We start from the raw sequence: 25431 nt of genomic DNA on the forward strand, positions 1-25431 counted from the left end.
GTTAGAACATGTCCTCCGCGGTGACGCTCTGTGCATGTTTGTTGTACGTGGTCGACCGCTTGCTGAAGAAGTCGTTGTCCTTCGTCATCATGATGTCCTCGTCGAACCACCGCGTCTCCTCGAGCAGGTCATCGTCCGGGTCGAATATCGGCTCGACACCGACGTTCTCGAGGCTCTGGTTGAACCGGTCCCGCAGGAACGCGTCGACGTGCGCCCGGGGAAGGAACTCCAGTTCGCCCTCACCGAAGATCCAGTCCAGTATCTTCATCTCTGCCTCGAACGCCTGCTGACAGGCCGTTTGGACCTCTTCTTCGAAGTCCTCGTCGAAGAGGCCCGGATTCTCCTCGCGAATCGTCTCCACGAGTTCGACACCGAACAGTCCGTGAATCTGCTCCTCCTTGCTGGTCGCTTCGACGGCGTTCGCGATCCCCTTGAACTTCTTCTCGTGTTTGTCGAAGCTCGTCATGATGAGGAACTGCGAGAACAGCGAGACGTGCTCGACGAACGTGGAGAACAGCAGGAGACTCATCACGTACTCCTGTGTGTCGTCGCTCTCGCTCTTCTCGAGGTACTCGTCGAGGTAGTCGATCCGCTCCTCGATTGCGGGGACATCGGTCACCTCCTCGAAGTCGTCCGTGATCCCCAGGATGTCGAGGAGGTGGCTGTACGCGTCCATGTGTCTGACCTCGCTCTCGGCGAAGGTCATGCCGACGTTCCCGATCTCCGCTTTGGGCATCTCGTCGTAGATGTCTGCCCAGAAGGTCTTGACCTGGACCTCGATTTGCGCGATGGCCAGCATCGTCCGCTTGATGACGGTCTTCTCGGCCGGAGTCGTGTTGACCTTGAAGTCTTGAACGTCTCCTGAGAAGTTGAACTCCGTGTGAACCCAGTAGCTGTTCCGTATCGCGCCTTTATACTCGAGGACATCGGGGTACTCGTACGGTTTGAGCTGCGTTCGTTCGGAGAAGATATCGGTCTCGTGATCTCCGCCCGTGGTTTTGTTTTCATTCATTGGCACGTACTCGGGAGGAATCGTCCTCTGTTGGTTGGTTTCTGTTTCCGTCGTTTTCTGTACGTCTGGACGTGAGTTATGCTCGCCCGGTCAAGGCTTGACCGAACATTCGTTTGATATGCGTATGTTTGTATCATAGTGAGCTGTCCGAGGCATCGAAGTCATCGAGTTCTGCATCCAAGACTGCGTCAAGTTCTCTCAGGAATTCCTGCGGCTCAGAGAATGCTTTGTAAACGGAGACAAATCGAATGTAGGCTACCTTATCGAGCGTGCGGAGGTTCTCAGAGACGAGTTCGCCGATGAGACTCGAAGAGACGATACGTGCCTCTCGACCTTGCAGTTCGCTCTCGATATCGTCGACGAGAGCAGTCACTGTTGTCTCGACCACATCTCGCTTCTCAACGGCTCGCTCGATCCCTGCGCGGAGTTTCTGTCGGTCGAACGATTCGATGGTTCCGTCGCGTTTTTTCACCTGGAGTGACTCCCACTCTGGACGTTCGTAGGTCGTAAAGCGGAACGAACAGCGTTGACATTCGCGGCGCCGTCGGACGGAGGTTCCGTCAGCACTGGTCCCTGTATCGATGACGTGTGTTCGCTCGTTCCCGCAGTCCGGGCAGTTCATAGTTGTCACTACTTAATTCTCCAGGATCTTAACCCCAGATGTGGGACCTCTCAATTTTGACCGCAATATCTGGTGGTGGGGACTGTCACATAAAACTTACCCAATAGGATTGATGTAGTACAACTAAACTTGATTAATGGGCGTAGATGATTGGGATCATATGCATTGAGTGACCTGGTCTCAACTACTGTCGGACCTCGTTCTGTGCGGCGTCACTCCTCGCCGAGTTCCGAAAGTCGAGCTTGGATTTCCTCTGCATCCGCCTCAGAGAGCGCTTCGACACCGAACTGGACGAGGAGCGGGTAGAAGTGGCGGTTCTTCTTGAACTCGTCCTGGCCAGCCTTTCGGAGCTTTAGCTGGGATTCGAGGTAGGTATCCTCCATTTCGTTGAGGACACCATCGGGAATGTAGATCGTCCGCCCGTTCCACTCGTCTTTGATGTTGGTCTTCGTTTTGCTCGTTTCGTTCGTTTCACTCGTTGATATCGATTCGGTCGATGAACTGGTTTCCACCGTTTCACTCACCTCACTCGTTTCGCTGGAATCAGCCTCATCGTCCTCCTCTTCGTAGTTGCCCTCGATGCCGGAAGCATCGCCCCAGCCGTCAGTCATGCTTCCACCTCCTCAGGCGCAGTCTTCTCGAACGTCTCGTCGAACAGGTCGGCGATCTCGTTGAACAGATCCCGAGCGTCCTCGACGCGCTTATTCTCCTTTCCGAAGCCGAAGACAGACACGCCTTCCCCGATTGATTGGGAAAGGTCCGTACGCTTCGGAATCTCGAACACTGGAAGAGAGTACGCCGATTTGATCTCCTCGATGGTGTCGCGGTGTTCGGTGTTCTGCTCGACACGGTTACAGACAATCGCGAGCCGATTGATGTCTCCGTACGCCTGTTCGAGAGAGCTCAGCTGCTTGGCGAAAATCTGGAGGCTGTTGGCGTTGAGCTTCTCGGGAATGACGGGAATGACGACGTTGCCGGTCGCGACGAGGGCGTTGTCAGTAAGGACGTTCAGGGATGGCGGCGTGTCTACGATGATGTAGTCGTAGTCGTTGTCGAGCTCGTCGAGCGTCATTTCCAGCCGCTCGCGGCTCTTCGGCGCCTCAAGCAGCGTCTGGATGTTCTTGTTGTTCGCGAGCTTCTCGCTGGCGGGAAGGATGTCGAATTCCTCGTGCTCGACGATGATGTCGTTCACCGACTCCATCTGATCGAAGTCGAGGACGTCGAACAGCGTCGTGCGATCGGTGTCGTAGTACAAATCGTTGTAGCCGAGCGAGCAGGTGAGCCCTCCGTGATAGTCGATATCGACCAGGAGGCCGTCGTGGCCTCGAGCGGCGAGTGCGCCGCCAGTATGAATGACGTCAGTTGTCTTCCCCGCGCCTCCCTTCTGATTCGCCACCGTGATTCGTGCGGTATTGGTGTCTGGCATTGTATTCGTTTCGTTCGTTTTGGTCGTTTAGTTCGGTGCGTTCGGTGCGAGTGTTTCGCTCGGTGAATGGAAGACTATCCTCTTAAAGCCCATCTTTCGTTCCACTCGCTGAACGAAACAAGTTCATTTCAGTCAATGCGCTCGTTTCGCTAATTTTGTTCATTACTCGGTTGGAGTCCTCGAACCCCGTCGCGGAGTTCACCGAACTCGTTTATTTCAATTAGTTCATTTCGTTCATTTCGTTCGTTTTTTTCGGTGCATTCGTTTTGGACGACATGGCGGCCAAGATCATCCAAGCCATCGCGAGTGGCGATTCTATCTGTCGCGACGCACAGCGTCTTCACACCTTGAGAGACGGTTAGGCAGGTAGCCAACAGACCCGAAAGCGTGGGACAGGCCCGGTACGACCGGCCTCAGCGGTATCATTGTTCGCGTGCGCAACGCAACGCGCGAGCGAGTCGCTATGAGCGCTGGCGTCAGTTCACCATCGATCGAGAAGGCGTACATCATCCCTAGTTCGGTGACTGGTCGTTCGCATTCAAACGAATCGACGCTATCTATGACTGGACCCGCAGTAGCTACCAGGTCGCTCGCGACCCAGAGAATCATACGCTGTTCAGCACTGTTCGCGAGCAGGATGTCGGCGCCTAGGAAACGTTCTCCACCCGTTGGGGCTACCGACCGCCTTCGAGCGCCACCCAGAGACGAACTGGCTGATCCGCTGTAGATTGTCCCCGGTGGCCGCTCGCGATGCTCGGCCGCTTGTACGAGGATCTCTATCTCAGTGTCGCCTACCGAATTCGAGGACATGAATTTCAGGGGCGTGTTTAGGGTAGTGTTCAGATAAGCCGCTGCATTTGCTGAGTTGGGCCGTGTTTAGACGCTCCTCGATCGGCGAGTCACGGACCGTAGCGGTTGTCTAAAATCTGTCCTGAGTGCCTCATTGTGTCGATCTGTTCGCGGAGCATACGCCGCAAGAGCCGATTTGTACTGCGTCTAAACAAGGCCCTGAGTTGTAGACACCGAAAGCCCTCGGCACGCTCCGGGGTTCTGTGGCGGATATCCTCACTCCGTTCGGATAGTGCCACCGCAGAACCCCGGACCGCGCCTCGCCCTTTCATCCGCCAGGGTTCAGACTGTGCGGCAGCCGAAACCTGGCGTCTGTGCAAACGGCGTGAGCACAGGCTCAGGAGAGCGTGCTCTCCTGGCGGATGGAGGGACGAGGCTCGGTAGCCCGATCTGGGGCGGCACTATTCGACCGGAGAGAGAGAGAGAGAGAATATCCGCCACAGATCGGGCTAGCGGGCCGAGGGCTTTCGGTGTCTGCAACTCAGCCAGCGCGGTCGCTTCTCTGAACACTACCGTATTTAGACGCTATAGTAACAATTGAAACGATTTACACACCGATCGCACTGCTGTCGTGCGATCAGATGTGCATTGACTTTTAACGGCTACTATAGTAAGAGTGGCTAAATGTCTAACTTACTAGGAAGTGAAGCGAGAAAACGGGTTTGTGTCCAGCAAACTCGCCCGCTTCACTGATCGGGTTGTCTCGCTTGCTCAAAAAGCCGTCGTCGGCGAACCGGATCCAGCGTAGAAGGGGGAAACGGCTACGCAGATTGGGTGATCGTAGCGATTCACGGCCTCCGCAAGTATCTTGATCACACGTATCGGCGGTTGCTGGACGTTCTCCACGAGATGCATGGAATTGTCGCCAAACTCGACCCAGCGGTTACTGATCTGCCTAGTTTCACGACCGCGTGTACGCGCAAGCAGGATCTGGAAATGCGAATCTGGCGCGTCTTGCTGCGGCTGTCGGTGGAGTTGCACGATCTCGGTGATGTGCAGGCGATCGACGCAACCAGCATGAATCGGATAGCCACCAGCCAACACTACGCAAAACAGACGAACGCACGATCTAGCCGGGTTCCAACGCGATATCTTGTACGTGATTGCAGGGCCGAGGAGCCACACGGGTTCGCAGTCAAGGACGAGTTTGACGACGACTACGAGCAAGAGATCAATTACGGGCGACTCTATCCGAATCTCGACGACTCCGTCGATAAATCCCATTAACTCTCTCGCTGTTATTACTAATAATAGCTAATTTGGAGTAGAATATTAATACCTCGAACTCGGAACTCCATATATGAGCTATCGGAAAGTGAATTACGAGGACGTCGAACAGGTTTCAGATGCGAACATTTCCTGAGTGAACCGCTCGGCTGTCGACAGGTCGGCGTGACCTTCTCCCGATGTCCACCAGAATGGAACAGCGAGCCACACGATCACGTTGATGACGAGCACGAGGAGGTCTACGTGCTGGTTAGTGGGACTGCCGAAATTCGGGTTGATCAAGAATCGGTGCCTGTTGAAAAGGGAGATGCTATCTGGATTGCACCCGAGGCAACGAGGCAGATCCGGAACGGTGAGGAGGAGAGTGCCTTCGTCCTGATCAGTGCTCCCGAATTCGATTCCTCCGGGAGTTCAGATGAAGCGTGGAATCTCACTGGGTTCCAGGGATAATTCCGGACGAAGGGTCTCTGACACCCGGCTATACCGACGTTCTGCGCCCGGCGTCGTGTATCGACGACCACTGCTCGCGGGTCACGAACCTACTGGAGCGCTACGAGTTCGAAACGCGAGCGTCATGGTTTCGGTGGTCATCGCTCAGAAGAGCACGGCACCACCCCAACCGATGAGTAGCGAGAAGCCGATTGCAGCAGCCGCCTGCCGAAGCATCATTGTCAGCGCCCATCGAGGTGAGACCTCGCGGGCGACGGTAAACGCCGTTACCAGACACGGCAGCAAGACACCGGCCAGATAGACGACTACGAGCACCTGTACCGGCGAGAACGCGGCCGCCGTCGACGCGCCGTCAGCAGTCAGGAGGGCGATCCCGTCCTTCCGGATCGACGCCAGCACGACCGTGAGCGCGGCGTCCGCCGGGAGATTGAACAGGGCCATCGCCGGTCCGAGCACCGACCCCAGCGCGTCGATCACGCCGAGACGGTCGAGCGCGGCGGCGACGAAGGTGATGACGACGAAGACGGGCAGTGCCTTCATGAAGAACTCCCGGAGCGCGCTCCAGGCTTCGCGGGCGACTGCCTTCGGGTCGGGCCACTGGAGGAACGTTCGGCGGTCGACGACGGTGGTCGACTGTCGGGCTTCGGCAGGTGCGATCAGCCCGACGTAGATGAACGTCGTCGCCGCCAACACGAGCAGGTAGGGACCGACGAGCCAGCCCATGCCGACCGCCGCGAACACCGCGAGCGTCGCGGGGAACTGGTACGAACAGGCCGAGCCGAACGAGATCGCCGAAATGGTCGTACACCGCGTACAGTCCGAACACGAGCGGGTGTTGACCACCGCGGGGACGTTACAGCCAAAGCCCATCACGACGCGGATGAGATCCCGCCCAGAGAGGCCGATCCGTCGCATCGCCGGATGCAGCGCAACGGTCATGCGGGTGACGACGCCCGTGTTCTTATACACGCCGAGGATCACCGCGAAGAGGAGCATCGTCGGGCCGGCCCAGACGAACAGAAACGGCCCCATCGACAGCAGGCCGTACTCGTTCGTCAACAGCACCGTGAGCGGCTCCGGAAGCCCCTCGGCGGCCGCGGCCAGCGGCTCGAATGCGGCCCCCACGACCGGGTCGAGTTCGCCGGCGAGCGTGTTGGCGAACCAGACCGCTGCGCCGGCCGGGACCAACAGGAGCAACAGGCTCACCAGCGGACCGACGACCGGCCACTCGAACACCGTTTTCGGCGGCTCGATCCGCCGCCCGACCTGCTTGCGCGCAGCGTCAGGGAAGATCCCCGGCTGGGCCAAGGCGTCCATGATCTTCCCGTAGGCGTCGGTCGATGTCCCGGAGCTCGACTCCGGAGTTCCGCCGTCAACCATCGGTCGCTCGACCGTGCGAGCGTCGACGGGGACGACCGGAACACCGATATCGGCGCTGAGTTCCTCGAGTGCTCGGCGAGTTTCGGTTCGCTCCTCGACTTTGTCCCAGAAGGTGACGACCACAGCGCCGAGATGGGATTCGACCAGCGGCAGTAACGCATCGAGGTCGTCGTCGACGTCCGTCGCCGGAACGACGAGCAACACCGTCTCGTCCTCGTCGACCTGCGCCAGTGCGTCCCGCGTTCCTTCGGTGTCAGTATCCAGGACGATACCGGGCGTGTCGACGAACTCGTACTGATCGGTCGTGTACCGCTCACTACGGGTGGTGGTGCCGCGGAAGTTCCCGCTGGTCGGCCGGTCGCCCGTGAGCGAGGAGACGAGTTCGGACTTCCCGACGCTCTCCTTCCCGACGACCACGACGGTCTCTCTGTCTCCATTCCCCGCAGCCGGTGTGTCGGTCGACTGAGTTTGTCCCTCAGTCATATTTTTCGAATCCCATCTTCGGGGCCAGTTCGCGGAACGACTGCCGGCAGAGCCAGATGTCGTACTTGCCGACGAGACCCTGTTCGCGGCCCGTCATCCGGCAGACGTGGCGGTCGTCGTCGCTCGCCTCGTTCGACCCCTCGGTTCCACTGTCTTTCTGCGGAGTCTCTCGTGTCATCGTTAGCAGTCGCACATATCGGGTTCACAGCAGGACAGGTCCTCGAGGAACATGTTCTTCTCACGGTACTCGTCGAGGGGGGTTCGATCGATGTCGAGTCTCGCGGCGATCTCGTCGGCGACGACGGCGAAGCGCTGTCTGAATTTGTAGATGAAGCAGAACTGTTGGCCGTTGTGCGCGACTTGCGGACCGGCGAGGAACAGGCCAGATGTGGTGGTCGACTCGTCTCGTTCGGTCAACTGGGGCTGGCCGTTCTCGAATTCGAAGTGGTCGTCGACGAGACCGAGTCCGCTCTCGAATCCAGTCGCGAGCACTGGCCGATTCCGTGTCGTAAACGACGCTCCGCCGGTACCGATCACCTCGAACGTCTCCGCCTCGATCTCGATGCACTCGACTCGAACTCCGTCTTCGAGGGCGATCGGTGCGTCGTCTTCGAGCGCCTCCCGCAGTCGCTGGCTGGTATACGGGGAGAGAACTTCGCTCGGATCCGGCCCCCGGAACTGCCACGGCCCTTCCTCGTCGACGACGAGCACTTCCTGCCCTCGGTCGGCGAGTGCGAGTGCCGCGTCGATACCGCTCTCGTACCCGCCGACGACGACGATTGGGTCCTCGACACACCCGTCGGCGAACGCACTCCAGGACCCGATTCGAGAGTTGTGGACGCAGTGATTCGCACCGGGGAACGGATCGTCGTTCGGCTGTCCAAACTGTCCGGCCGCCCAGACGACGTATTGACTCTGGATGACGTCAGTCGACGTATGAAGGACGAATCCGTCCTCGTGTCGTTGTACCGACTCCACTTCTACCCCGGTTCGGACGGGTAAGTCGTGGAACTCGACGACTCCCTGGAGATATTCGGCGTACTCTCCGCCGGTCGGGTGTTCACGGTCGAGCGCGAACGCGGGCGACGTGTCGGTGGTGACGGCGTTCAGGTCCCGGCAGCCGAAGCTGTTGCTGGGGAACGATGGCGTGATGAGACGCATCTCCGCTGGCCACTGTTGGAACGACGACCCGACTTCGTTTCGCTCGAGAATGGCGTAGGAGTCGAGACCGAGATCCGCGAGGACGGCCCCGAGACCGACGCCAGCGGCACCTGCCCCGACGATTACCACGTCGAGCCACTCGTGCTTATGGGTTTCTTCTGGTGTCACTGTTAACAATATATAGTAGTAGATAGCCAATTATAAATAATATACACTCTAGTCTTAATAACAGATGAGTCGAGAGACGATTCCCGTCACCGTGCTGAGCGGCAACCTCGGCGCGGGCAAGACGACCGTACTGAACAACCTCCTGAACGCGCGAACGGATCTAGATATCGCGGTCCTCGTCAACGACATGGGCGAAGTGAACGTCGACGCCGAGCGCGTCGCCGAACACTCCGACATCTCGGAGGACGACGAGGACCTGATCGAACTGTCGAACGGCTGCATCTGCTGTGAGTTGCGCGGCGACCTGCTGGACGCGCTCGCGAAGCTCGCACAGGCCCGCGAGTTCGACTACCTCGTCATCGAATCGACGGGCGTCGCCGAACCGTTACCCGTCGCCCAGACGCTCACCATGGGATTCGACCAAGGTGACCTCGACCCCACTGAGTTCTACGAAGAGACCGGTATCGAGGTGATGGACTACTACGAACTCGACACGACGGTCACCGTGGTCGACGCCCACCAGTTCTGGACGACGTTCGATTCGAAGGAATCGCTGATGGACGGCGACACCGAGAAAGACCTCGGCAGCCTCTTGGTCGAACAGATCGAGTTCTGTGACGTCCTCCTGTTGAACAAGTGCGACCTCGTCGACGAGGAGACGCTCGACGAGATCGAAGAGATGGTCGAGGTGTTGCAACCGCGCGCGGAGATCATCCGAACCGAACACGGCGCCGTCGATCCGGACGCGATCGTCGATACCGGTCGATTCGATTTCGAAGAAGCGAGTCAGTCCGCGGGCTGGATGCAAGAACTGCAGGAGCCGCACGAGTCTGCCGAGGAGGAACACGGCGTCACCTCGTTCGTGTTCGAGTCCCGCCGCCCGTTTCATCCCGAACGATTCGCCGAGCTGCTGGACGAATTCCCGACGAACGTCGTCCGGTCGAAGGGCCACTTCTGGCTCGCGGGGCGTGAGGATATGGCGCTCGGAATAGATACTGCTGGCCAATCTATCCGAATCGCGCCCGCAGGTGGGTGGATTGCGGCCCTTCCGACTGAAGAGCGCGAGGCCTACTTCGAGGCCAATCCACAGCTAGAGGAGGTGTGGGACGAGAAATGGGGTGACAGAGGAACCCGACTCGTCCTCATCGGTACCGATATCGACCACGGGACACTCCGTACCGACCTCGAGACCGCTACGTTGACTGACGAGGAGATGGATGCGAGCTGGGACGCCTTTGAGGACCGTTTCCCGCCGTTCAAAGGCGTCGAAAACGCCGAGGAGGCTACTACTCAGGAGACCCAGCGCACCGATGATAGTGCCGAGGAGGTCGGCCTCGCTGAGTGACGATGTCGTCACTATGCTCGCGCTTTCGGACAGTCTTACTCAAGTGGGTCATTCTGACCCGTTCTTTGGCGACGAGAAACCCGTAGTTTTACAAACTCAATTTTACTACTACAAGTTAGATTGCTCATGAGAAGACTATATTCCGATCGATTACGGAATGATGTCATCAATCGCGAGCGGTCGAGAACCGCGTCCGTTCGCCGAATACCGCTTTGCACCGGGTGGACTGAAACGAGCGGCCGCGGCAACAACTGCGGCAGTTCGGGACGTCGCAGCCGACGACGTATCGATTTCGCCCGCCACTCGCGTGACTCCGTTCGAACGCAATCGTCAGCCCCTACCCGGTACTAACCCCGATGCTGCGTGCCCTCCTCGTCCGGCTCGGATCACTGTCGTCGGTCCTCCTCGGCGTCTCGCTGATCACGTACGGGTTCATGTTTCTCACGCCCGGAGATCCGGCGTACACGATCCTCAGAGAACAACGCCAGAGCCCGCCATCGGAATCCCAGGTGGCGAGCTTTCGTGCCGAACACGGGCTGGACGACCCGTTCCTCGTCCAGTACGTCTCGTGGCTCACTGACGCGCTGCAGGGTGATCTCGGCACGTCGTACTACCAGTCTGAATCCATCACGTCACTGGTACTCGCGTCCCTGCCGAACACGCTCGAGCTCGCGCTGGCGGCGACGGCTGTCTCGCTAGTGCTTGCCGTTCCCCTGGGCGTACTCAGCGCCGTCCACCGCGACACGTGGATCGATCGGACGAGCCAGATCGCCGCCCTAATCGGTGTCTCGATGCCGAACTTCTGGCTCGGCTACCTGCTGCTTCTCGTCTGTTCGCTCTGGCTCGGACTGACGCCCGTCGGCGGCGTCGGTACGTTCGGTCATCTCGTCTTGCCCGCGATCACGCTCGGCTCCGGGATGGCCGCGATCGTCACCCGAATCGTCCGCACATCCATGCTCGAGGTTATCGAGGCTGACTACGTCGATACTGCGCGATCGAAAGGCGTCCGCAACCGACTCGTGATCTACAAGCATGCGCTCCGGAACGCTCTTATTCCGGTCGTAACGATCGTCGGCCTCCAGTTCGGGTTCGTGATTAACGGCGCAGTCATCGTCGAAGCCGTCTTCCAGCGGCCGGGACTCGGGACGCTGCTCGTGGACGCCGTCTTCGCCCGCGACTACCCGATCGTTCAGGGCGTCGTGTTGGTGACGGCCATCGCGTTCGTCGTCACGAACCAGGTAGTCGATCTCGCATACGTCGCGCTTGATCCGCGCGTCGAACGAGGTGAGCGCTCGTGAGCGAGCAAAACCGACTCGAGTGGCGTCGCCGCCTCGATCGGTGGCGGCCCGAAATCCGAACAAACACCACGATCCGACTCGGTGGCGGGGTCGTCGGATTGCTCGCAATCGTCGCCCTCGTCGGCCCGCTCGTCTCGCCGTACGAGCCGACGACACAGGCGCTCGAGAGTCGCCTGCAGGGACCGACACTCGCCCATCCACTCGGGACCGACGCGCTCGGGCGCGACGTGGCGACCCGACTCACGTACGGCGCACGCGTTTCGCTCGCGCTGGCGGTAGTCGCGACGACGATCCGCGTCGCTATCGGGACGACGATCGGGCTGCTCGCGGCCACCGGCGGTCGGTTCATCGACGCACTCCTGATGCGGCTCGTCGACGTCCAGCTGGCGTTTCCCGGACTCGTGCTCGCGCTGGTGATCGCCGGCGTGCTCGGCCCGAGCCTGCGAAACGTCGTGATCGCGCTCTCGGTCGTCGGCTGGGCATCCTATGCGCGGGTCGTTCGCGGGAGCGTCCTCGCGATCAGAGACCGGCCGTTCGTCCAGTCGTCGAAGCTCTACGGGACGCCACGCCGACGCCTCGTCCGTCGACACCTGTTGCCACACGTCGCCAGCCCGGTGCTCGTGCTGGCGACGCTGAATCTCGGCACTGTCGCCCTCGCGGCTGCCGGCCTCTCGTATCTCGGTCTCGGCGCGCAGCCGCCGACAGCCGAGTGGGGCACGATGATCGCCGGTGGTCGGAACTACCTGCGATCCGCCCCTTGGCTCGTCACCGCTCCCGGCGTCGCGATCATGTTGACGGTCGTCGGCTTCAACCTGCTCGGCGACGGCCTGCGAGACGCGCTGGATCCCGACCACATCGACGATCGCAAACGACGGCGAACTTGATCGAAACGACGACTCCAAAAATGACTATGACACGACCAAACACGCTCGAGATCGAGAACCTCCACGTTCGCTTCGACACCGGTTCCGAGACCGTCCGCGCGGTCGACGGCGCAACGTTCGCGATCGAACCCGGCGAGATCGTCGGCCTGGTTGGCGAAAGCGGCTGTGGCAAGTCGGCCACCGCGCGCTCGATCGTCCGCCTCGAGTCGCCTGGCGAGATCGTCGACGGGAGTATCCGGTACGGCGACCGAGAACTGACGACGGCCGGCGAGCGGACGCTCCGCCGGCTCCGCGGCCGGGAACTGGCGATGGTCTTCCAGGACCCGTCGACGACGTTGAATCCGGTGTATTCGATCGGCGAGCAGATCGCCGAGGCGGTTCGGGTCCACCGGGAACCGGATCGACAGCCACTCCTCCGAGAACTCGCCCGCGGCGCGAGTTCCCGTCTCCGCTCCTCGGAGATTCGGTCGGAAGTGCTCGAATTGATGGACACAGTCGGCATCCCTCGACCGACCGAGCGGATCGACGCCTATCCCCACCAGTTTAGCGGTGGGATGCGCCAGCGGGCCATGCTCGCGATCGCACTCGCCCGACAGCCGTCGCTGTTGATCGCCGACGAACCGACGACCGCGCTGGATACGACGACCCAGGCGGCGATCCTCGAGCGACTGGCCGCGCTCAACGCCGACCACGGAACGGGGATGCTGGTGATCAGCCACGACTTCGGCGTCGTCTCACAGCTCTGTGACCGGATCGTCGTCATGTACGATGGCGTCGTCGTCGAGCGAGGACCGACCGAACAGCTCAAATCGAGCCCGAAACACCCCTACACCAAGGCGCTGCTTGACTGTCTCCCTCGCCACGCCGATCCCGACGCTCGGCTCCCGACGGTCGACGGAGCACTGGCGAGTAGGAACGCACCGCTCGATGGGTGTGCGTTCGCCGATCGCTGTCCGTTCGAGGTCGCGGAGTGTCGTGCGGTCGATCCTCCGAGCGTTTCTGTCGGCCCCGACCGCGACGTGCGGTGTGACGTACCCGAGGCGCTCGAGGCAATGCGAGACCAGCGATCGCAAGCGGCTACCGCGACTAGTGCGGGTGAGATTTCGACCGAATCGAGCTCGCTGGCCGTCGACGGCGGCGTAACCGGACCCGCAGACCCGACGAACGCTTCGCCGAGTGAACAACCGAGTTCCGGCACCGAAGAGGGCGCGGAGCCGGTCGTCGCCCTCGAGGGCGTCTCGAAATCCTTTCGAGCATCCGACACGCTCCTCGGTCGCGTCTTCGATACCGACGACCGTATCCCGGCCGTCAACGGCGTCTCGATCGAGCTCCGGTCCGGCGAGACCGTCGGGCTGGTCGGCGAGAGCGGCTGCGGTAAGTCGACGCTCGCGAAACTGGTTGCCGGCCTCGAGACGCCCGACGAGGGTACTGTTCGTCTCCGCGGTCGGCCGGTCGACGGCGTCGGCGACCGGACAGACGCCCAGCTATCCGAGATCGGCGTCGTGTTCCAGCATCCGGGTGCAAGTCTCAACCCCAAGCAGACGGTCGGTGAGGTGATCGCCGAACCGCTGGTCGAGGCCGGCTGGTCGCGCTCGCGCCGAGAGACGCGGATCGCGACGCTTTGCTCACTGGTCGGCCTCTCGCCCGAGATCACCGACCGGTACCCCGGCCAGCTGTCCGGCGGTCAGCGCCAGCGGATCGCGATCGCGAGGGCGATCGCGCTCGAGCCGTCCGTGCTCGTACTGGACGAGCCGACGGCCGCACTCGACGCCTCCACGCAGGCGACGGTTCTGAACCTGCTTGGCGACCTGCAGGCTGACCTCGGCCTGACGTACCTGTTCGTCTCACACGACCTCGAGATCGTGCGCCACGTCGCGGACCGCGTCGCGGTGATGTACTGCGGGCAACTCGTCGAAACGGGCCCGGCCCGAGCGACGCTCTCTCGGCCGACCCATCCGTACACGCAGACGCTGTTGAACGCGATTCCGGGAGCCGAGCGCAGCGAGGGATATGCGGACCGAACGGATGCGCTCGCGGGCGATCCACCGAGTCCCGCAGCCCCGCCTTCGGGCTGTTCGTTCCATCCCCGCTGTCCGGTCGCCGAAGACGACTGTTCGCGGATCGAGCCGGCTCTCGAGACCGTCGACGGCGACGGCGATATCCGATCGCGCTGTCCGTACGCGGGCGATTGGCGTAACGAGCACGATCCGAATGGAGCGTGCAACGCGCACCTCGAGGCCGCCCCGAGCGCGTCCGATGCCGCTTCCGACACCGATGGCTCGGCGATCGACTCGACCGAAACACTCGAAATCGACTAATGAAGGAAACGAGATTCACGATGGACCGACGTACCGCACTGCAAACGACGATCAGCGCCGCGACGCTTGCCGTCGCGGGCTGTCTCTCGAAGGATCCAGACGACGACGCCGATTTTCGCATCGGAGGCCCGTGGAAACCGAGCCGCGATCCGCTCGACGGCGGGAGCCAGCTTCGCCGCCTCGGCATCACCGAGGCACTGGTTGGTGTCGACTACGACGCGAACCCGACGCCGGAGCTCGCGACCGAGTGGGAGCGCCTCGACGACTACCGCTGGGAGTTCGCGCTCCGAGAGGGCGTCCCGTTCCACGACGGCGAGTCCCTGGACGCGGCGGCCGCCGTCGAATCGCTCCGACGGACCGCCGACGCCGCCGCGTTCGCGGACGTCCCGATCGACGCGATCGAGGCCGTCGACGAGGCGACCGTCGCCGTCGAGACCGAGACGCCGTTCACGCCGTTGCCGGCCCACCTCTCGCGCAACGAGGCAGTACTTCTCAGCCCCGAGGCGATCGGTGAAGACGGCTCGGTCACCGAACCGGTGAGCACTGGCCCGTTCGCCGTCGACACGCTTCAATCCGGCACCGAGCTACGAGCCGTCCGCAACGACGACTACTACGGGGAGCGACCCGAGATGGAGATCGTCCGCTACGAGGTCGTCAGCGACGACCAGACGCGGCGGATGAAACTCGAGAACCGAGAACTCGAGATGGCCCGGATTCTGCCCCACGAGATGGTCAGTGCGCTCGAGTCGACCGACGAGATCGATGTCTACAGGCATGAGGTTCCGCGAATCAGGTTCCTCACGTTCGACACCCAGTCGGAGCCGTTCGACGACGATCGCGTTCGGCAGGCAGTCGATCACGCGATCGATCGGGCGGCGATTACCGAGGGACCGCTCAACGGCGTCGACGATCCCGCCGTCGGCCCGTTCTCGCCCGACGTGACCGAGTGGGCAAACCCCGACCTCGAGACGGACCGCTACGATCCGGATCGCGCCCGATCGCTGTTGTCCGAGGCCGACTGGACGGTCGACGGAGGCGACAGTGTTCGAACCCGTGACGGCGACGAACTCGCCGTCGACGTGTTCACCTTCGATGCCCGGAGTTTGCCGTTGATCGCCGAAGTGTTGCAGGACCAACTTGCAACGGTCGGGATCGATCTCGATGTGACGGTCATGGAGTACTCAACAATGGTCGATCGGGTCGGTCAGGACTCGTTCGACAGCTATCTCACGTCCTGGGGGACGCTGTGGTATCCCGATCCCGACCGGCTTTCGGACATGTTCCACTCAGAGGCCGCGTCGCTCCACCACGGCTACGAGAACGAGCGTGTCGATACCTTGCTCGAGGAGGGGCGCGAACTCCGAGACCGCGACGCGCGCCGGGAGCGCTACCACGACATCCAGTCGCTCGTCCTCGAGGACGCGCCGATCGCGGTGTTGACGAACTACGCGAACGTCGTCGCGACCACGAGCGCGATCAGCGGCTATGAACCCCATCCAACGGAGTTGCACTACGGACTCGATTCGATGACGCTCGAGGAATGATGACGGAATCCGAGCGAACAGAGGACGGAGTCAAAGCCGCCGTCCGAGAGTACTGGGACGACCGGGCCGACTCGTTCGATGACGACAGTCAGCACGGCATTCACAGCGGTGCCCAACGCGACGCGTGGCTGTCGGTGCTGTCCGTGGCGGGTGAACCGACGAAGCGTATCCTCGATGTCGGCTGTGGCACCGGGGTGATCTCGCTGCTGTTAGCGGAACTCGGACACGATGTCACGGGTGTCGACTTCGCCCCGGAGATGCTCGAGCAAGCGCGAACAAAGGTCGAGCAGTCGGAGCTATCCGCGGCGTTCGAACACGGAGACGCGGAGAATCTAGCCCGGTCTACTAACGCGTATGACGTCGTGACGGCACGCCACCTCATCTGGACGCTCCCCGAACCGGAGCGCGCGATCAACGAGTGGCGACGCGTCGTCCACCCTGGCGGACGGCTCGTCCTGATCGAGGGGCACTGGGATTTCGACGAGACGTTTGCGGGCTACGAGGGGATCCGCGACGATCTGCCGCTGTACGACGGTCGCCCGCCCGAGGAGCTGGCAGCGTTCCTTCGAGAGCGGGGCATCGAGAACGTCGAATACGAACCTCTAGCGGACGCTGATCTCTGGGGACAGGAGCCGAACTACGAGAAGTATGTCCTGGTCGGCGACGCGCCCGAGTGAGGGTCGAAACCCGCTCCGCCGACCTCGGGAGAGTCCGTCCTGAAACCGACCGGCACCTGGCCGGGTTCCCCCTGTGTGGGGAAGCCGCGCCGTTTACCGCGCGGAGGGTGTCACTCCCCTCTTTTGCGGTCCGTTAGGCGTTCCGGACCCGCTCGGGGAACGAAACAAGCGCGTCGAGGGCCGTTTCAAACACCACTTTCCCCTGCTCGGCCGAGGCGTCGGTCGCATCGCCGACCGCGCCGTTCTCGCTAAATTCGTCGGTGAACTGGTGAACGACGCCCCCGTCGACCGTGTCGGTCCATGCGGCGGCGTCACCGGCAACTGGCTCACCGACGTTGTCCGGACAGCAGTGGAGTAGCACGCCCGTCTCGAGTTGCATGAACAACACCACCGAGAGGTCCGATTAAGCGACTTCGATTTCACCGCGATGAGGGGCGTTTCACACTCACAGCAGTAGTTTTCGATTTCTTCCGATGAAGGACGGTTTCGAGGAGATGTTCTGTGGTTGTTCATCCACGTCTCGGTGTCGTCGATCGCTCGGTTCGGTCGTCCGAGCGTCTCGAGTGCCTGTAACCAGAAGGCGAGCATGGGATCGTTCGACGGCACTTCATACGGAAAGTTGTAGTTGCTTACCGATGAGCGTCGCCACGGGGGAGACGCTCACCGATAAATTCCTACCACCGTCCGTATCAGGATCCCCCTCTGTGTGTCGACGGCGCTCTCTTCGACCCGGCCCCGTGTCGCGATGCGAGGAGGCGTTCTGCGACTCGACGGGCACCGACGATATTCCGGGCGAAGGGACCGACGCTGGGTTCTGCAAGCGCCCCGGAAACGTGCACTGCAGAACGGGTACCGTCGGTCCCTCGCCACGCGAGCGTCCGGTCGTCGAGGACGGGGAAGCGGTTCGCTCCGCGTTCGAGTGACAACGACTCGGCGACGGATCCGACGAGTGGATGCTCGGGGACCGGATCGAGTCCGGTCGCGAGGACGACCTGCGCATTCGTTGCGGTCGTCCCGTCGTCGAACCGCATCAGTAATCCGTCGTCTGTCGCGTGCGCACACGTGATTTCCCCGTGTCGGATTTCGAGGTCGCCACAGTCGCGAGCCTCGTCGAGTCGCCGTTCGACGTACGGGGGAATCGTCGCGTCGTTGCGGGCGGCCCGAATCCGGTCAAGGCGGGCCTCCGATCCCGGCGGGAGCGTGTGAACCTCCTGTTCGATGTGTCGCCAGTTGATCCAGTACGGGTCAGCTTCGGTCAGCTCGATTTCGAGGTCGTGACGCGAAAGGAGCGTCACGTCCGTGTGTTTCGAGAGGCTGCAGGCGAGTTGCCCAGCAGTGATACCGCCTCCAACGACGAACGTCTGTCCCGCGAATTCCGCTGTCGTCGTCGGGTCGAACTCGTCGTCCCAGACGTGAACGAGCGGGGCGTCGTCCGGGAGTGAGGCCCCCCACGTCGGGACCGTCGGCCGGGCACCGAGCCCGATGGCCAGAACGACGTGACGGGCTTCGAGCGTCCCCACATCCGTCTGTACTTCGAGTCGGTCACCTGCCTCACCCCGGGTAACTCCCGTCGCCATCGACCTGAGGTGACACTCGTCGATATCACGCCGGTCGATGACGTATCGAGCGTGGTCGAGAAAGAGTTCCAGCGTCGGCCGATTCGGATAGTTCTCCGTCGAGACGAGTTCGGCCTCTCGACGCGCACCTTCCGCGAACGATTCGAGCGAGAACGGCTCCGTGTCGATGTGGTGGACGAACGTCGACCGAAGCGTCCGCATTCCGCACTGGCGAGCCTTCGTCGCGAACGACGCGAGTAACTGCTCGCGCGGTTCGACGAGACGGATGTCCTGGTGGCTGTACTCCCCTTCGGCGAGGAGATAGTTTGCCAGACAGGTTCCGTGAATACCGCCCCCGATGATCACGTACTCGTGGGGCTGGTGGCCGCTCGACGTGTTATCGGCGTCGGGTTCGTCGACGGTCACTCTCGCTCGCCTCCGTCGGCTTCGATCCCGTCTCGATGCTGGTCGGGTCGTTGGTCGCTGAGCCTTCGCACGGTCGGCATCCGGTGTAGTAGTTTCCGGGTGCTGAGAGCGACAACGTACACGCCGATGGCCGCGACGACGATCGAGCCACCGGCCGCGAGCCCGTAGACGTACGAGAGAGTCACACCGGCTATCGCCGCGAACTCGGCAGCGAGAATCGCCAGCAGGATGGACTGCTTGAAGCTCCCAGCGACCTGCGACGCGGCGGCGACCGGAACGACGAGCATCGCGGCAACCAGGATGACGCCCATGATCTGCATCGCGCTGACGACGACCAGTGCCGTGAGCACGACCATGAGACGTTTGTACAGGCGAACGTTCAGCCGCGCCGCGCGGGCGGCCGTCGCGTCGAACGTGACGTACAGGAGTGGCCGATACGCCAGCGTGACGAGGCTGCCGACGAGGGCGCTCATCACCACGAGGATGCCGACGTTTGCCGTCGAGACGGTCGAGAGACTACCGAAGAGGTAGGCGTCGATGCCGACCGCGATACCGCCGTCGGTTGCAGTGATGAGGATACTGCCGACGGCGAACCCACCCGTCAGGACGATCGCCAGCGAGGTGTCGCTGTACGCCCCGGCGTGTTCGACGAGCAACTCCACGAGTAGTGCCGTGACGACTGCGACCACGAACGCGGTGAGCAGTGGGGACAGCGTGAGCGAGAAGGCCGAATTGAGGAACAATCCGACGGCGACGCCGGCGAAGGCAGTGTGTGCGAGGGTGTCGCCGATCATCGCCATCTCTCGATGGACGAGGAACGTACCGACGACTGGCCCGATGACAGCGATACACACCGCAGCGAGGAAGGCTCGCTGCATGTAGGGATATCCGAGCATCGGCGTCCCGAGTAGATCCGCCAACACGTCCATCCCGGCACCGAAGATATGGTCGAGGAACCACTCGATGCCGTCGATGAGTCTGCCACCGATCCATAGGACGGCAGTCACTTCGTCGAACGGCACACCCGCGTCCAGAGCGGAGGGTTGCATCATGGTCAGTGGTCGTGATCGAGGACGTGTTGGTCAGTCCCGTACGCTTGCGCGAGGGCGTCCGTTTCGACGAACTCAGTGGGATCACCGTCGAAGTACAGCTGGCGGTTGAGACACGCGATATCTGTCGCATTGGTGGTGACGACGCCGATGTCGTGCTCGATGAGGATGACGGTCAGTCCGGTCGCGTTCAGGTCGTGCAGGAGGCTGTAGAACTCCTCTCTGGATTCGGCATCGACGCCGACAGTCGGTTCGTCGAGTGCGAGCAGGTCGGCCTCCGAGGCGAGCGCACGGGCGATGAAGACCCGTTGTCGTTGGCCGCCGGACAGGCGGCCGACCCGCCGAGATGCGAGATCCGAGATTCCGACCTGTTCCAATGCCGCTTCGACTGCTCGCCGATCCTCTGGCGAGAACCGGCCGAAGAGTCGCCGCGGGTACCGCCCCATCTCGACCACTTCTCGAACCGTGACCGGCATATCACGCGCCGCCTTCGTCGCGTCCTGTGCGACGTAGCCGATTCGCTCGCCGGCGTCGACCTCGTGGGCGGGTTCGCCGAACAGCGAAACCGTTCCCTCGTCTGGTCGTCGAAGTCCGAGCATCAGATCGAGCAGCGTGCTCTTGCCGCTCCCGTTCGGGCCGACTAACCCGAGGAAGGACCCGGGTTCGACGTCGATCGATACCGACTCCAGAACGGGGACCTCTCCGTAGCCGAACGTGACGTCGTCGACGCTGATGAGGGGGTCCGCAGACCGTTCCTTCTTCGTCGTTGCTGTCGTCATCGGTAGTCGTCGAGGTCGACGAACGAGTCCCCGTACGCCGTAATCCAGGCCGTCGTCCGATACGGAACGGCCACGTCCGGTGGATAGATCGTACAGACGGGTCTCTCTGCCGGGCCGACGACCAGTGCCACCAACCCCGAACGGGGACCTTCGGATGGGCCGGGCTCGGCGTCCCCGTCCCACTCCGGTTCCGTGTCGCCAGACGTGGTATCGCTCATTCTGCGTCGAGGGCCCGCTTCAGCGTCTCGAGATTGACGTTCTCCATGATCTCGACGTAGCCCCAGTCCTCGTCGGCCCACTCCTGGGTCTGCCCAGGAATCGGCGTCAGCGGCAGGACTTCGGTGGCGTCGGTCTCTTCGACCAACTGGGTCGCTGCCTGCTGGGATTCGAGCGGGTCCGCACAGACGTACTGGAGGTCGTGCTCGGCGATGATCCCCTGTGCCCGCTCGATGTCTTTCGGGGTCGGCTGGTCGTCCGGTGACAGTCCCGTCAGCGTCCGGACTTCGAAGCCGTAGCGCTGGCCGAGGTACTGGAAGGCGTTGTGGCCGGCGACGAACACGACATCCTTCGAAGCGCTCTCCAGCGCGGACTGGAACGACTCATCGAGTTCGTCGAGGCGGCTACGGTACGCCTCGGCGTTCTCGGCGTACGCACCGGCGTTGTCGCTGTCGACGTCGACGAACCCGCTCCGGATGTTGCCGACGGCTTGCTTCGCTCGCTCTGGATCGAGCCAGAAGTGGGGGTCCGTGCCGCCGGAGTGGTCGTGGCCGTGTCCCTCCCCGCCTTCGTGATCGCTTTCTCCCTCGTGCTCGTCTTCGTGTTCCTCTCCGCTCTCGTGGTCATGTTCACCTTCGTGCTCGCCATCGCCCTCGTGTTCGCCCGCACTCTCGGTCACCTCGGGTTCGATGGCCGAGCCACTGCCGTCGGTGAGCGTCGCGTCGAACTCCGCGGGAGCGTGCTGGGCGAAGAGGACGTAGTGGCCCTCCGCTTCGACATCGAGGGTGAACGTCGTCTCGCCGGAGTCCGCGAACCGGAGGTGGTACAGCGATTCACTGGGCGGCTCGAACGTCGCTCCGCTCTCGACGGGCGTGTGGGTGTCGTGGTCGCCGTAGAGAGTTGTTGCAGTCTCCTCGACGTGGCGAATGCCGTGGTCGCCGCCCTCTTCGGTTGCGATGACGGCCAGCTGCATCTTCGGATCGGGGCCTTCGTGGAACGTGTACGTGTAGGAACCGGCTTCGAGGTGGTAGAGGCCCGCCCACTCCCAGGGAGTCTCTCCGCTGTGGCCGTGTTCTCCGTCACCGTCGTGGCCCTCCTCGTGGTCCCCCTCGTGCTCTTCTTGCCCGTGGTCGTGACCGCCTTCGACGAGGTCGATACCAGCACCGGCGGCGACGATTTCGACGTCGGCGTCGTCGTCGCGGAGACTCGTCACGAGGTCGTCGGCCCACGGCTGGAAGCCCTCCATCCCGTAGAGGAAGAGGTCAGATTCGAGGACCGTTCCCTGAATCTGTGGCCCTGGTTCCCACCCGTGGCCGTGTTGGCCGATCGGAACGAGCGTCTCTGCGGTCGCGGTGTCGCCTGCAACCTGACTGGCCAAGTCCCCGAAGACGAAGAACGAAGACTGGGCTTCCGGTCTGCCTCCGCCGGACTCATCGGAGCCGGCGGTGTTCGAGAGACAGCCAGCGAGAGAGCCAATGGTGGTGAATCCGATTCCAGTTGCGACGAGGCGTCGTCGGGTGTATTGGGGCATCTGTTGTTAATAGAGATCTCCCAGATAATAAGAGCTATGATTTTAGATAGAGATTTTAATAATAACTCACTAGGTAGAGAGGAGCATTAGTAATTGATGCCAGAATAACTAATTTAGTCCCTGGAGTTGCCAATCATTACCGCTTCAAATACGGTATTACATACGTCCGAGAAGCGTGCTAACAGGCGTTTTGTAGCTGTGGCACCCACATACGGTTGCAATGTGTCACTGTTTCAACGAGCTGACCGAAATGAGCGACGAAGAGCGAGCGGAGATCGTCGACGAACACTCGACCGAGGAACTCCGCGCCGAATACTCCACCGAAGAACTTGAGACCCTCGGCGTCACCGCCTGAGGTCACTGCACGTAGCGCTTGCCCGGACAACACGCGTTCGTACTTGCTCCCACGAGAGCCATCTGAACGCTTCGCCGAAGCCCGGAAGTTCGCGGTCGTTCTGGATCACTGTCGGTCACCGACCACGAGGCGTTGTTCCATCGGGGGCTTCGACCACTCCATCGTCCCTGGGAACGGATTTTCGAACGCATCCCAGTCCTCTTCCATCTCTGTCTCCGATACGAGACAGTCGTCGAGAGCGTCGGCGATACTGGATTCGTCCATCCCAGCGCCGATGAAGACGAGCTTCACTTCACGGTCACCCCACTGTTCGTCCCAGTGGCGGTCAGATCGCGATTCGCGGTAGGACTCGCGCTGGAACTCGGGGAGCGTGACCGCCCACCGGCCGTTGACCTCGACGTGGGTCTGTGTTCCCGCCTGGCTCAAGTCGAGCGCGTAGCGCTCCCGTCCTGCGACCCACAGATGCCCTTTCGCTCGGACGACAGAATCGGGGAACGAGCGGAGCCACTCGCTGAACCGTTCTGGGTGGAACGGTCGATGGCGCTCGTAGACGAACGAGTCGACACCGAACTCCTCAGGCGGGTGACGGTGGTCGTGCGCTTCGTCGTGGCTGTGGTCGTGGTCCTCGCCATGTCCGTGTTCGTGACTGTCGTCGTCCGTCTCCGTCTGTCTCTCGTGGTGACCGCCTCGATCACCGTCTGTCCCGTCTCCGTGATCGGGCGAGAGCGCCTGTTTCCACCGGGCGGAGTTACTCGCCTCGTCTTGATCGAACCGGCCCGTTCCGAGAATTCGGTCCGGTTCGACGTCGGATTCGGTCGTTCGAACGATGTCGACGCCAGGGTGAAGCGTTTCGAGGACGCGTTCGACCGCCTCACGTTCCTCCTCGGAGACGAGGTCGCACTTGTTCAGGACGAGCACGTCGCAGAACTCGACCTGTTCGGCGAGGAGGTCCGATAGCGGTCGGGCGTCGTCGTCCGTCGACTTGAGTGGCTGGCCGTCGACAAACGCCTGATGAAACTGTGCGGCGTCGACCACCGTGACGGTCGTATCGAGATCGTACAGTGTCGACGCACGCGCGGGGGAGACGAACCGCTGGGCGATGGGAACGGGGTCACTGATACCCGAGGCTTCGATGACCAGATAGTCGAACTCTTCGTCGACGGCGAGGCGTTGCAGTTCCTGATCGAGTTCGTTCTGCAGCCCACAGCAGATACAGCCGTTCGACAGCTCCGTGACACCACCGTCCTCCATCGACAGTTCGGAGCCGTTCTCGATGCGGTCCGCGTCGACGTTCACCTCGCCGACATCGTTGACGAGGACAGCGATGTCGTACTCCTCGCCGCCGACGGTGAGAAGGTGGTTGAGCAGGGTCGTCTTTCCGGCTCCGAGCCCGCCACTGAGGATCGTGACCGGGGGTTGGTCGTCGACGGCCATCAGTCGTCGGCCAGTGCGAGTTCGCGCTGTTCGTCGGCGGTGAACGGATCCGGATACTCGCTCCAGTCCGCTTCCATCTCTGCGGCCGAGAGGACACAGTCGTCCAGTCGCTCGACCAGTGTCTCCTGGTCGAATTCGCGACCGATGAACACGAGCTCCGATCCGCGATCGCCCCACTGGTCGTCCCAGTCCTCTTTGATGCCGGGACGAGCGGCGAAGTAGCGCTCCTGTTGGGCCTTCGGAAGCGTTGCGATCCACGTCCCTTTCGGGCCAGCCCGGACCGATTGGCCTGCTTTGTCGAGCCCCATCGCGATGTCTTCGCGACCAGCAGACCAAAAAAAGCCCTTCGCGCGGACGATTCCGTCCGGGAGAGCAGCGAAGAGACGAGCGATTCGCTCGGGGTAGAACGGGCGGTCGGCGTCGAAGACGAACGACGTGACCCCGTGTTCCTCGGCGGCTGACTCGTGATGGTGTCCGTGCTGGAGTTCACGCTTCCATCCGGCAGACTGACTGGCACGGTCGAAGTCGAACCGACCAGTGTTGAGAATTTCCTCGGGATCGACTGCGCCGTGTTCCGTTCGAACGATTTCCGCCCGCGGTTGGAGCGTCTTTAGGACCGCCTCGATCTCTTCGAGTTCGTCGTCCGGGACGAGGTCGCACTTGTTCAACAGGAGGACGTCGCAGAACTCGATCTGGTCCATGAGTGCTTCTTCGGGGACGCGATTGCCCTGCGGCTCCATATCGTCGTCAGTGAGCACTTGTCCGGAGTCGAATCCCTTCCAGAAGCTGTGTGCGTCGACGACGCTGACCATCGTGTCGAGTTCGTAGACTCCCGTGGGGTCGAACTCCGCGTCTTCGAACCCGCGGGCGAACGTCTGAGCGACTGGAATCGGTTCGCTGATTCCGGACGATTCAACGAGGAGGTATTCGAAGTCTCGCTCTTCGGCCAATCGCCCCACTTCGTCGAGCATGTCGCCACGAAGCCGGCAGCAGATACAGCCGTTCGACATCTCGATGATCTCCTCGTCGTTCTGTGTGAGATCCGACTCGCGCTCGACGAGGTCGGCGTCGACGTTTACCTCTCCCATGTCGTTGACGAGTACGGCAGCGTTCAGTTCCTGCCCGCTACTGAGAATGTGGTTGAGGGTCGTCGTCTTTCCGGCACCGAGGCTTCCGCTGAGGATCGTCACCGGGATCGGGTCGTTCCTGGACAGCATACCCAAGTTATGAAACTGCATTAC

Annotated in this window: 21 protein-coding genes and 3 pseudogenes; 9 read left to right on the top strand and 15 right to left on the bottom strand. The window is 61.8% G+C overall.

From position 1 onward, the window contains the following. Window position 1: 1 nt before the first annotated feature. The 4 genes from HALKA_RS0102170 to HALKA_RS0102185 form a co-directional block, all read right to left on the bottom strand. Window positions 2-1012 carry a ribonucleotide-diphosphate reductase subunit beta gene (locus HALKA_RS0102170; protein WP_018256454.1) on the bottom strand — a complete coding sequence of 337 codons (1011 nt, stop codon included), beginning with the start codon at window positions 1010-1012 and terminating at the stop codon, window positions 2-4. 133 nt (window positions 1013-1145) lie between these two features. Continuing rightward, on the bottom strand, window positions 1146-1634 hold the full coding sequence (gene nrdR, locus HALKA_RS0102175; protein WP_026190119.1) for a transcriptional regulator NrdR: 489 nt from the start codon (window positions 1632-1634) through the stop codon (window positions 1146-1148). Between the two features lie 212 nt (window positions 1635-1846). Then, window positions 1847-2245, bottom strand: coding sequence for a DUF8160 family protein (locus HALKA_RS0102180; protein WP_018256456.1), 399 nt, complete (start codon window positions 2243-2245; stop codon window positions 1847-1849). Then, the gene (locus HALKA_RS0102185) at window positions 2242-3060 is read right to left on the bottom strand and encodes a ParA family protein (RefSeq protein WP_018256457.1); all 819 of its coding nucleotides are present in this window, start codon (window positions 3058-3060) and stop codon (window positions 2242-2244) included. The genes HALKA_RS0102180 and HALKA_RS0102185 overlap by 4 nt, the downstream gene beginning before the upstream one ends. A gap of 1492 nt (window positions 3061-4552) precedes the next feature. Here HALKA_RS0102185 and HALKA_RS19905 point away from each other — a divergent pair. The 3 pseudogenes from HALKA_RS19905 to HALKA_RS20140 form a co-directional block, all read left to right on the top strand. Then, window positions 4553-5019: pseudogene (locus tag HALKA_RS19905) on the top strand (IS5/IS1182 family transposase); the annotation flags it as partial. Next, a pseudogene (locus HALKA_RS21760) lies at window positions 5000-5127 on the top strand (PadR family transcriptional regulator); the annotation flags it as partial. The pseudogenes HALKA_RS19905 and HALKA_RS21760, both read left to right, overlap by 20 nt. An 82-nt stretch (window positions 5128-5209) precedes the next feature. After that, window positions 5210-5586: pseudogene (locus HALKA_RS20140) on the top strand (cupin domain-containing protein). A gap of 144 nt (window positions 5587-5730) precedes the next feature. Here the strand turns inward: HALKA_RS20140 and HALKA_RS0102200 are convergent. From HALKA_RS0102200 to HALKA_RS0102210, 3 genes are read right to left on the bottom strand one after another with little or no spacing between them, the layout of a single operon-like run. Beyond that, the gene (locus HALKA_RS0102200) at window positions 5731-7449 is read right to left on the bottom strand and encodes a nucleoside recognition domain-containing protein (RefSeq protein ID WP_018256459.1); all 1719 of its coding nucleotides are present in this window, start codon (window positions 7447-7449) and stop codon (window positions 5731-5733) included. Next, window positions 7442-7627 carry a 30S ribosomal protein S14 gene (locus tag HALKA_RS22320; protein ID WP_018256460.1) on the bottom strand — a complete coding sequence of 62 codons (186 nt, stop codon included), beginning with the start codon at window positions 7625-7627 and terminating at the stop codon, window positions 7442-7444. Before HALKA_RS22320 ends, HALKA_RS0102200 begins: the two co-directional genes overlap by 8 nt. Window positions 7628-7629: 2 nt before the next feature. Further along, window positions 7630-8778 carry an NAD(P)/FAD-dependent oxidoreductase gene (locus HALKA_RS0102210; protein WP_018256461.1) on the bottom strand — a complete coding sequence of 383 codons (1149 nt, stop codon included), beginning with the start codon at window positions 8776-8778 and terminating at the stop codon, window positions 7630-7632. Between the two features lie 64 nt (window positions 8779-8842). Between HALKA_RS0102210 and HALKA_RS0102215 the strand changes: the two genes are divergently transcribed. From HALKA_RS0102215 to HALKA_RS0102240, 6 genes are all read left to right on the top strand, one after another. After that, window positions 8843-10123, top strand: coding sequence for a GTP-binding protein (locus HALKA_RS0102215; RefSeq protein WP_018256462.1), 1281 nt, complete (start codon window positions 8843-8845; stop codon window positions 10121-10123). 356 nt (window positions 10124-10479) lie between these two features. Then, window positions 10480-11421 (top strand): nickel ABC transporter permease, encoded by a 942-nt coding sequence (gene nikB / locus HALKA_RS0102220; RefSeq protein WP_018256463.1) that lies wholly within the window; start codon window positions 10480-10482, stop codon window positions 11419-11421. Beyond that, window positions 11418-12305 (top strand): nickel transporter permease, encoded by an 888-nt coding sequence (gene nikC, locus HALKA_RS0102225; RefSeq protein WP_018256464.1) that lies wholly within the window; start codon window positions 11418-11420, stop codon window positions 12303-12305. Before nikB ends, nikC begins: the two co-directional genes overlap by 4 nt. A gap of 26 nt (window positions 12306-12331) precedes the next feature. Then, window positions 12332-14623: an ABC transporter ATP-binding protein gene (locus tag HALKA_RS0102230; RefSeq protein ID WP_018256465.1), complete on the top strand. Its 2292-nt coding sequence runs from the start codon at window positions 12332-12334 to the stop codon at window positions 14621-14623. 20 nt (window positions 14624-14643) lie between these two features. Continuing rightward, complete coding sequence (locus HALKA_RS0102235; protein WP_211206011.1) at window positions 14644-16167, top strand: ABC transporter substrate-binding protein; 1524 nt, start codon at window positions 14644-14646, stop codon at window positions 16165-16167. Then, window positions 16167-16844: a class I SAM-dependent methyltransferase gene (locus HALKA_RS0102240; protein WP_018256467.1), complete on the top strand. Its 678-nt coding sequence runs from the start codon at window positions 16167-16169 to the stop codon at window positions 16842-16844. The genes HALKA_RS0102235 and HALKA_RS0102240 overlap by 1 nt, the downstream gene beginning before the upstream one ends. A 133-nt stretch (window positions 16845-16977) precedes the next feature. On the opposite strand, the gene HALKA_RS18975 is transcribed toward HALKA_RS0102240, so the two are convergent. The 8 genes from HALKA_RS18975 to HALKA_RS0102285 all read right to left on the bottom strand — a co-directional run bounded on the left by HALKA_RS18975 (window position 16978) and on the right by HALKA_RS0102285 (window position 25407). Next, complete coding sequence (locus HALKA_RS18975; RefSeq protein WP_018256468.1) at window positions 16978-17223, bottom strand: creatininase family protein; 246 nt, start codon at window positions 17221-17223, stop codon at window positions 16978-16980. 310 nt (window positions 17224-17533) lie between these two features. Then, window positions 17534-18826, bottom strand: a complete 1293-nt coding sequence (locus HALKA_RS0102250) for an FAD/NAD(P)-binding protein (RefSeq protein ID WP_018256469.1) — start codon at window positions 18824-18826, stop codon at window positions 17534-17536. Next, the gene (locus HALKA_RS0102255) at window positions 18823-19875 is read right to left on the bottom strand and encodes a metal ABC transporter permease (protein WP_018256470.1); all 1053 of its coding nucleotides are present in this window, start codon (window positions 19873-19875) and stop codon (window positions 18823-18825) included. The genes HALKA_RS0102250 and HALKA_RS0102255 overlap by 4 nt, the downstream gene beginning before the upstream one ends. A gap of 5 nt (window positions 19876-19880) precedes the next feature. Then, on the bottom strand, window positions 19881-20654 hold the full coding sequence (locus HALKA_RS0102260) for a metal ABC transporter ATP-binding protein (protein ID WP_018256471.1): 774 nt from the start codon (window positions 20652-20654) through the stop codon (window positions 19881-19883). Beyond that, window positions 20651-20872 (bottom strand): DUF7511 domain-containing protein, encoded by a 222-nt coding sequence (locus tag HALKA_RS0102265; RefSeq protein ID WP_018256472.1) that lies wholly within the window; start codon window positions 20870-20872, stop codon window positions 20651-20653. The genes HALKA_RS0102260 and HALKA_RS0102265 overlap by 4 nt, the downstream gene beginning before the upstream one ends. Then, window positions 20869-22401 (bottom strand): metal ABC transporter solute-binding protein, Zn/Mn family, encoded by a 1533-nt coding sequence (locus HALKA_RS0102270; RefSeq protein WP_018256473.1) that lies wholly within the window; start codon window positions 22399-22401, stop codon window positions 20869-20871. Before HALKA_RS0102270 ends, HALKA_RS0102265 begins: the two co-directional genes overlap by 4 nt. A 460-nt stretch (window positions 22402-22861) precedes the next feature. Further along, on the bottom strand, window positions 22862-24190 hold the full coding sequence (locus tag HALKA_RS0102280; RefSeq protein ID WP_018256475.1) for a GTP-binding protein: 1329 nt from the start codon (window positions 24188-24190) through the stop codon (window positions 22862-22864). Beyond that, window positions 24190-25407, bottom strand: a complete 1218-nt coding sequence (locus HALKA_RS0102285) for a GTP-binding protein (RefSeq protein ID WP_018256476.1) — start codon at window positions 25405-25407, stop codon at window positions 24190-24192. The genes HALKA_RS0102280 and HALKA_RS0102285 overlap by 1 nt, the downstream gene beginning before the upstream one ends. Window positions 25408-25431: the final 24 nt, after the last annotated feature.

Source organism: Halomicrobium katesii DSM 19301 (assembly GCF_000379085.1).
Classification (GTDB): domain Archaea; phylum Halobacteriota; class Halobacteria; order Halobacteriales; family Haloarculaceae; genus Halomicrobium; species Halomicrobium katesii.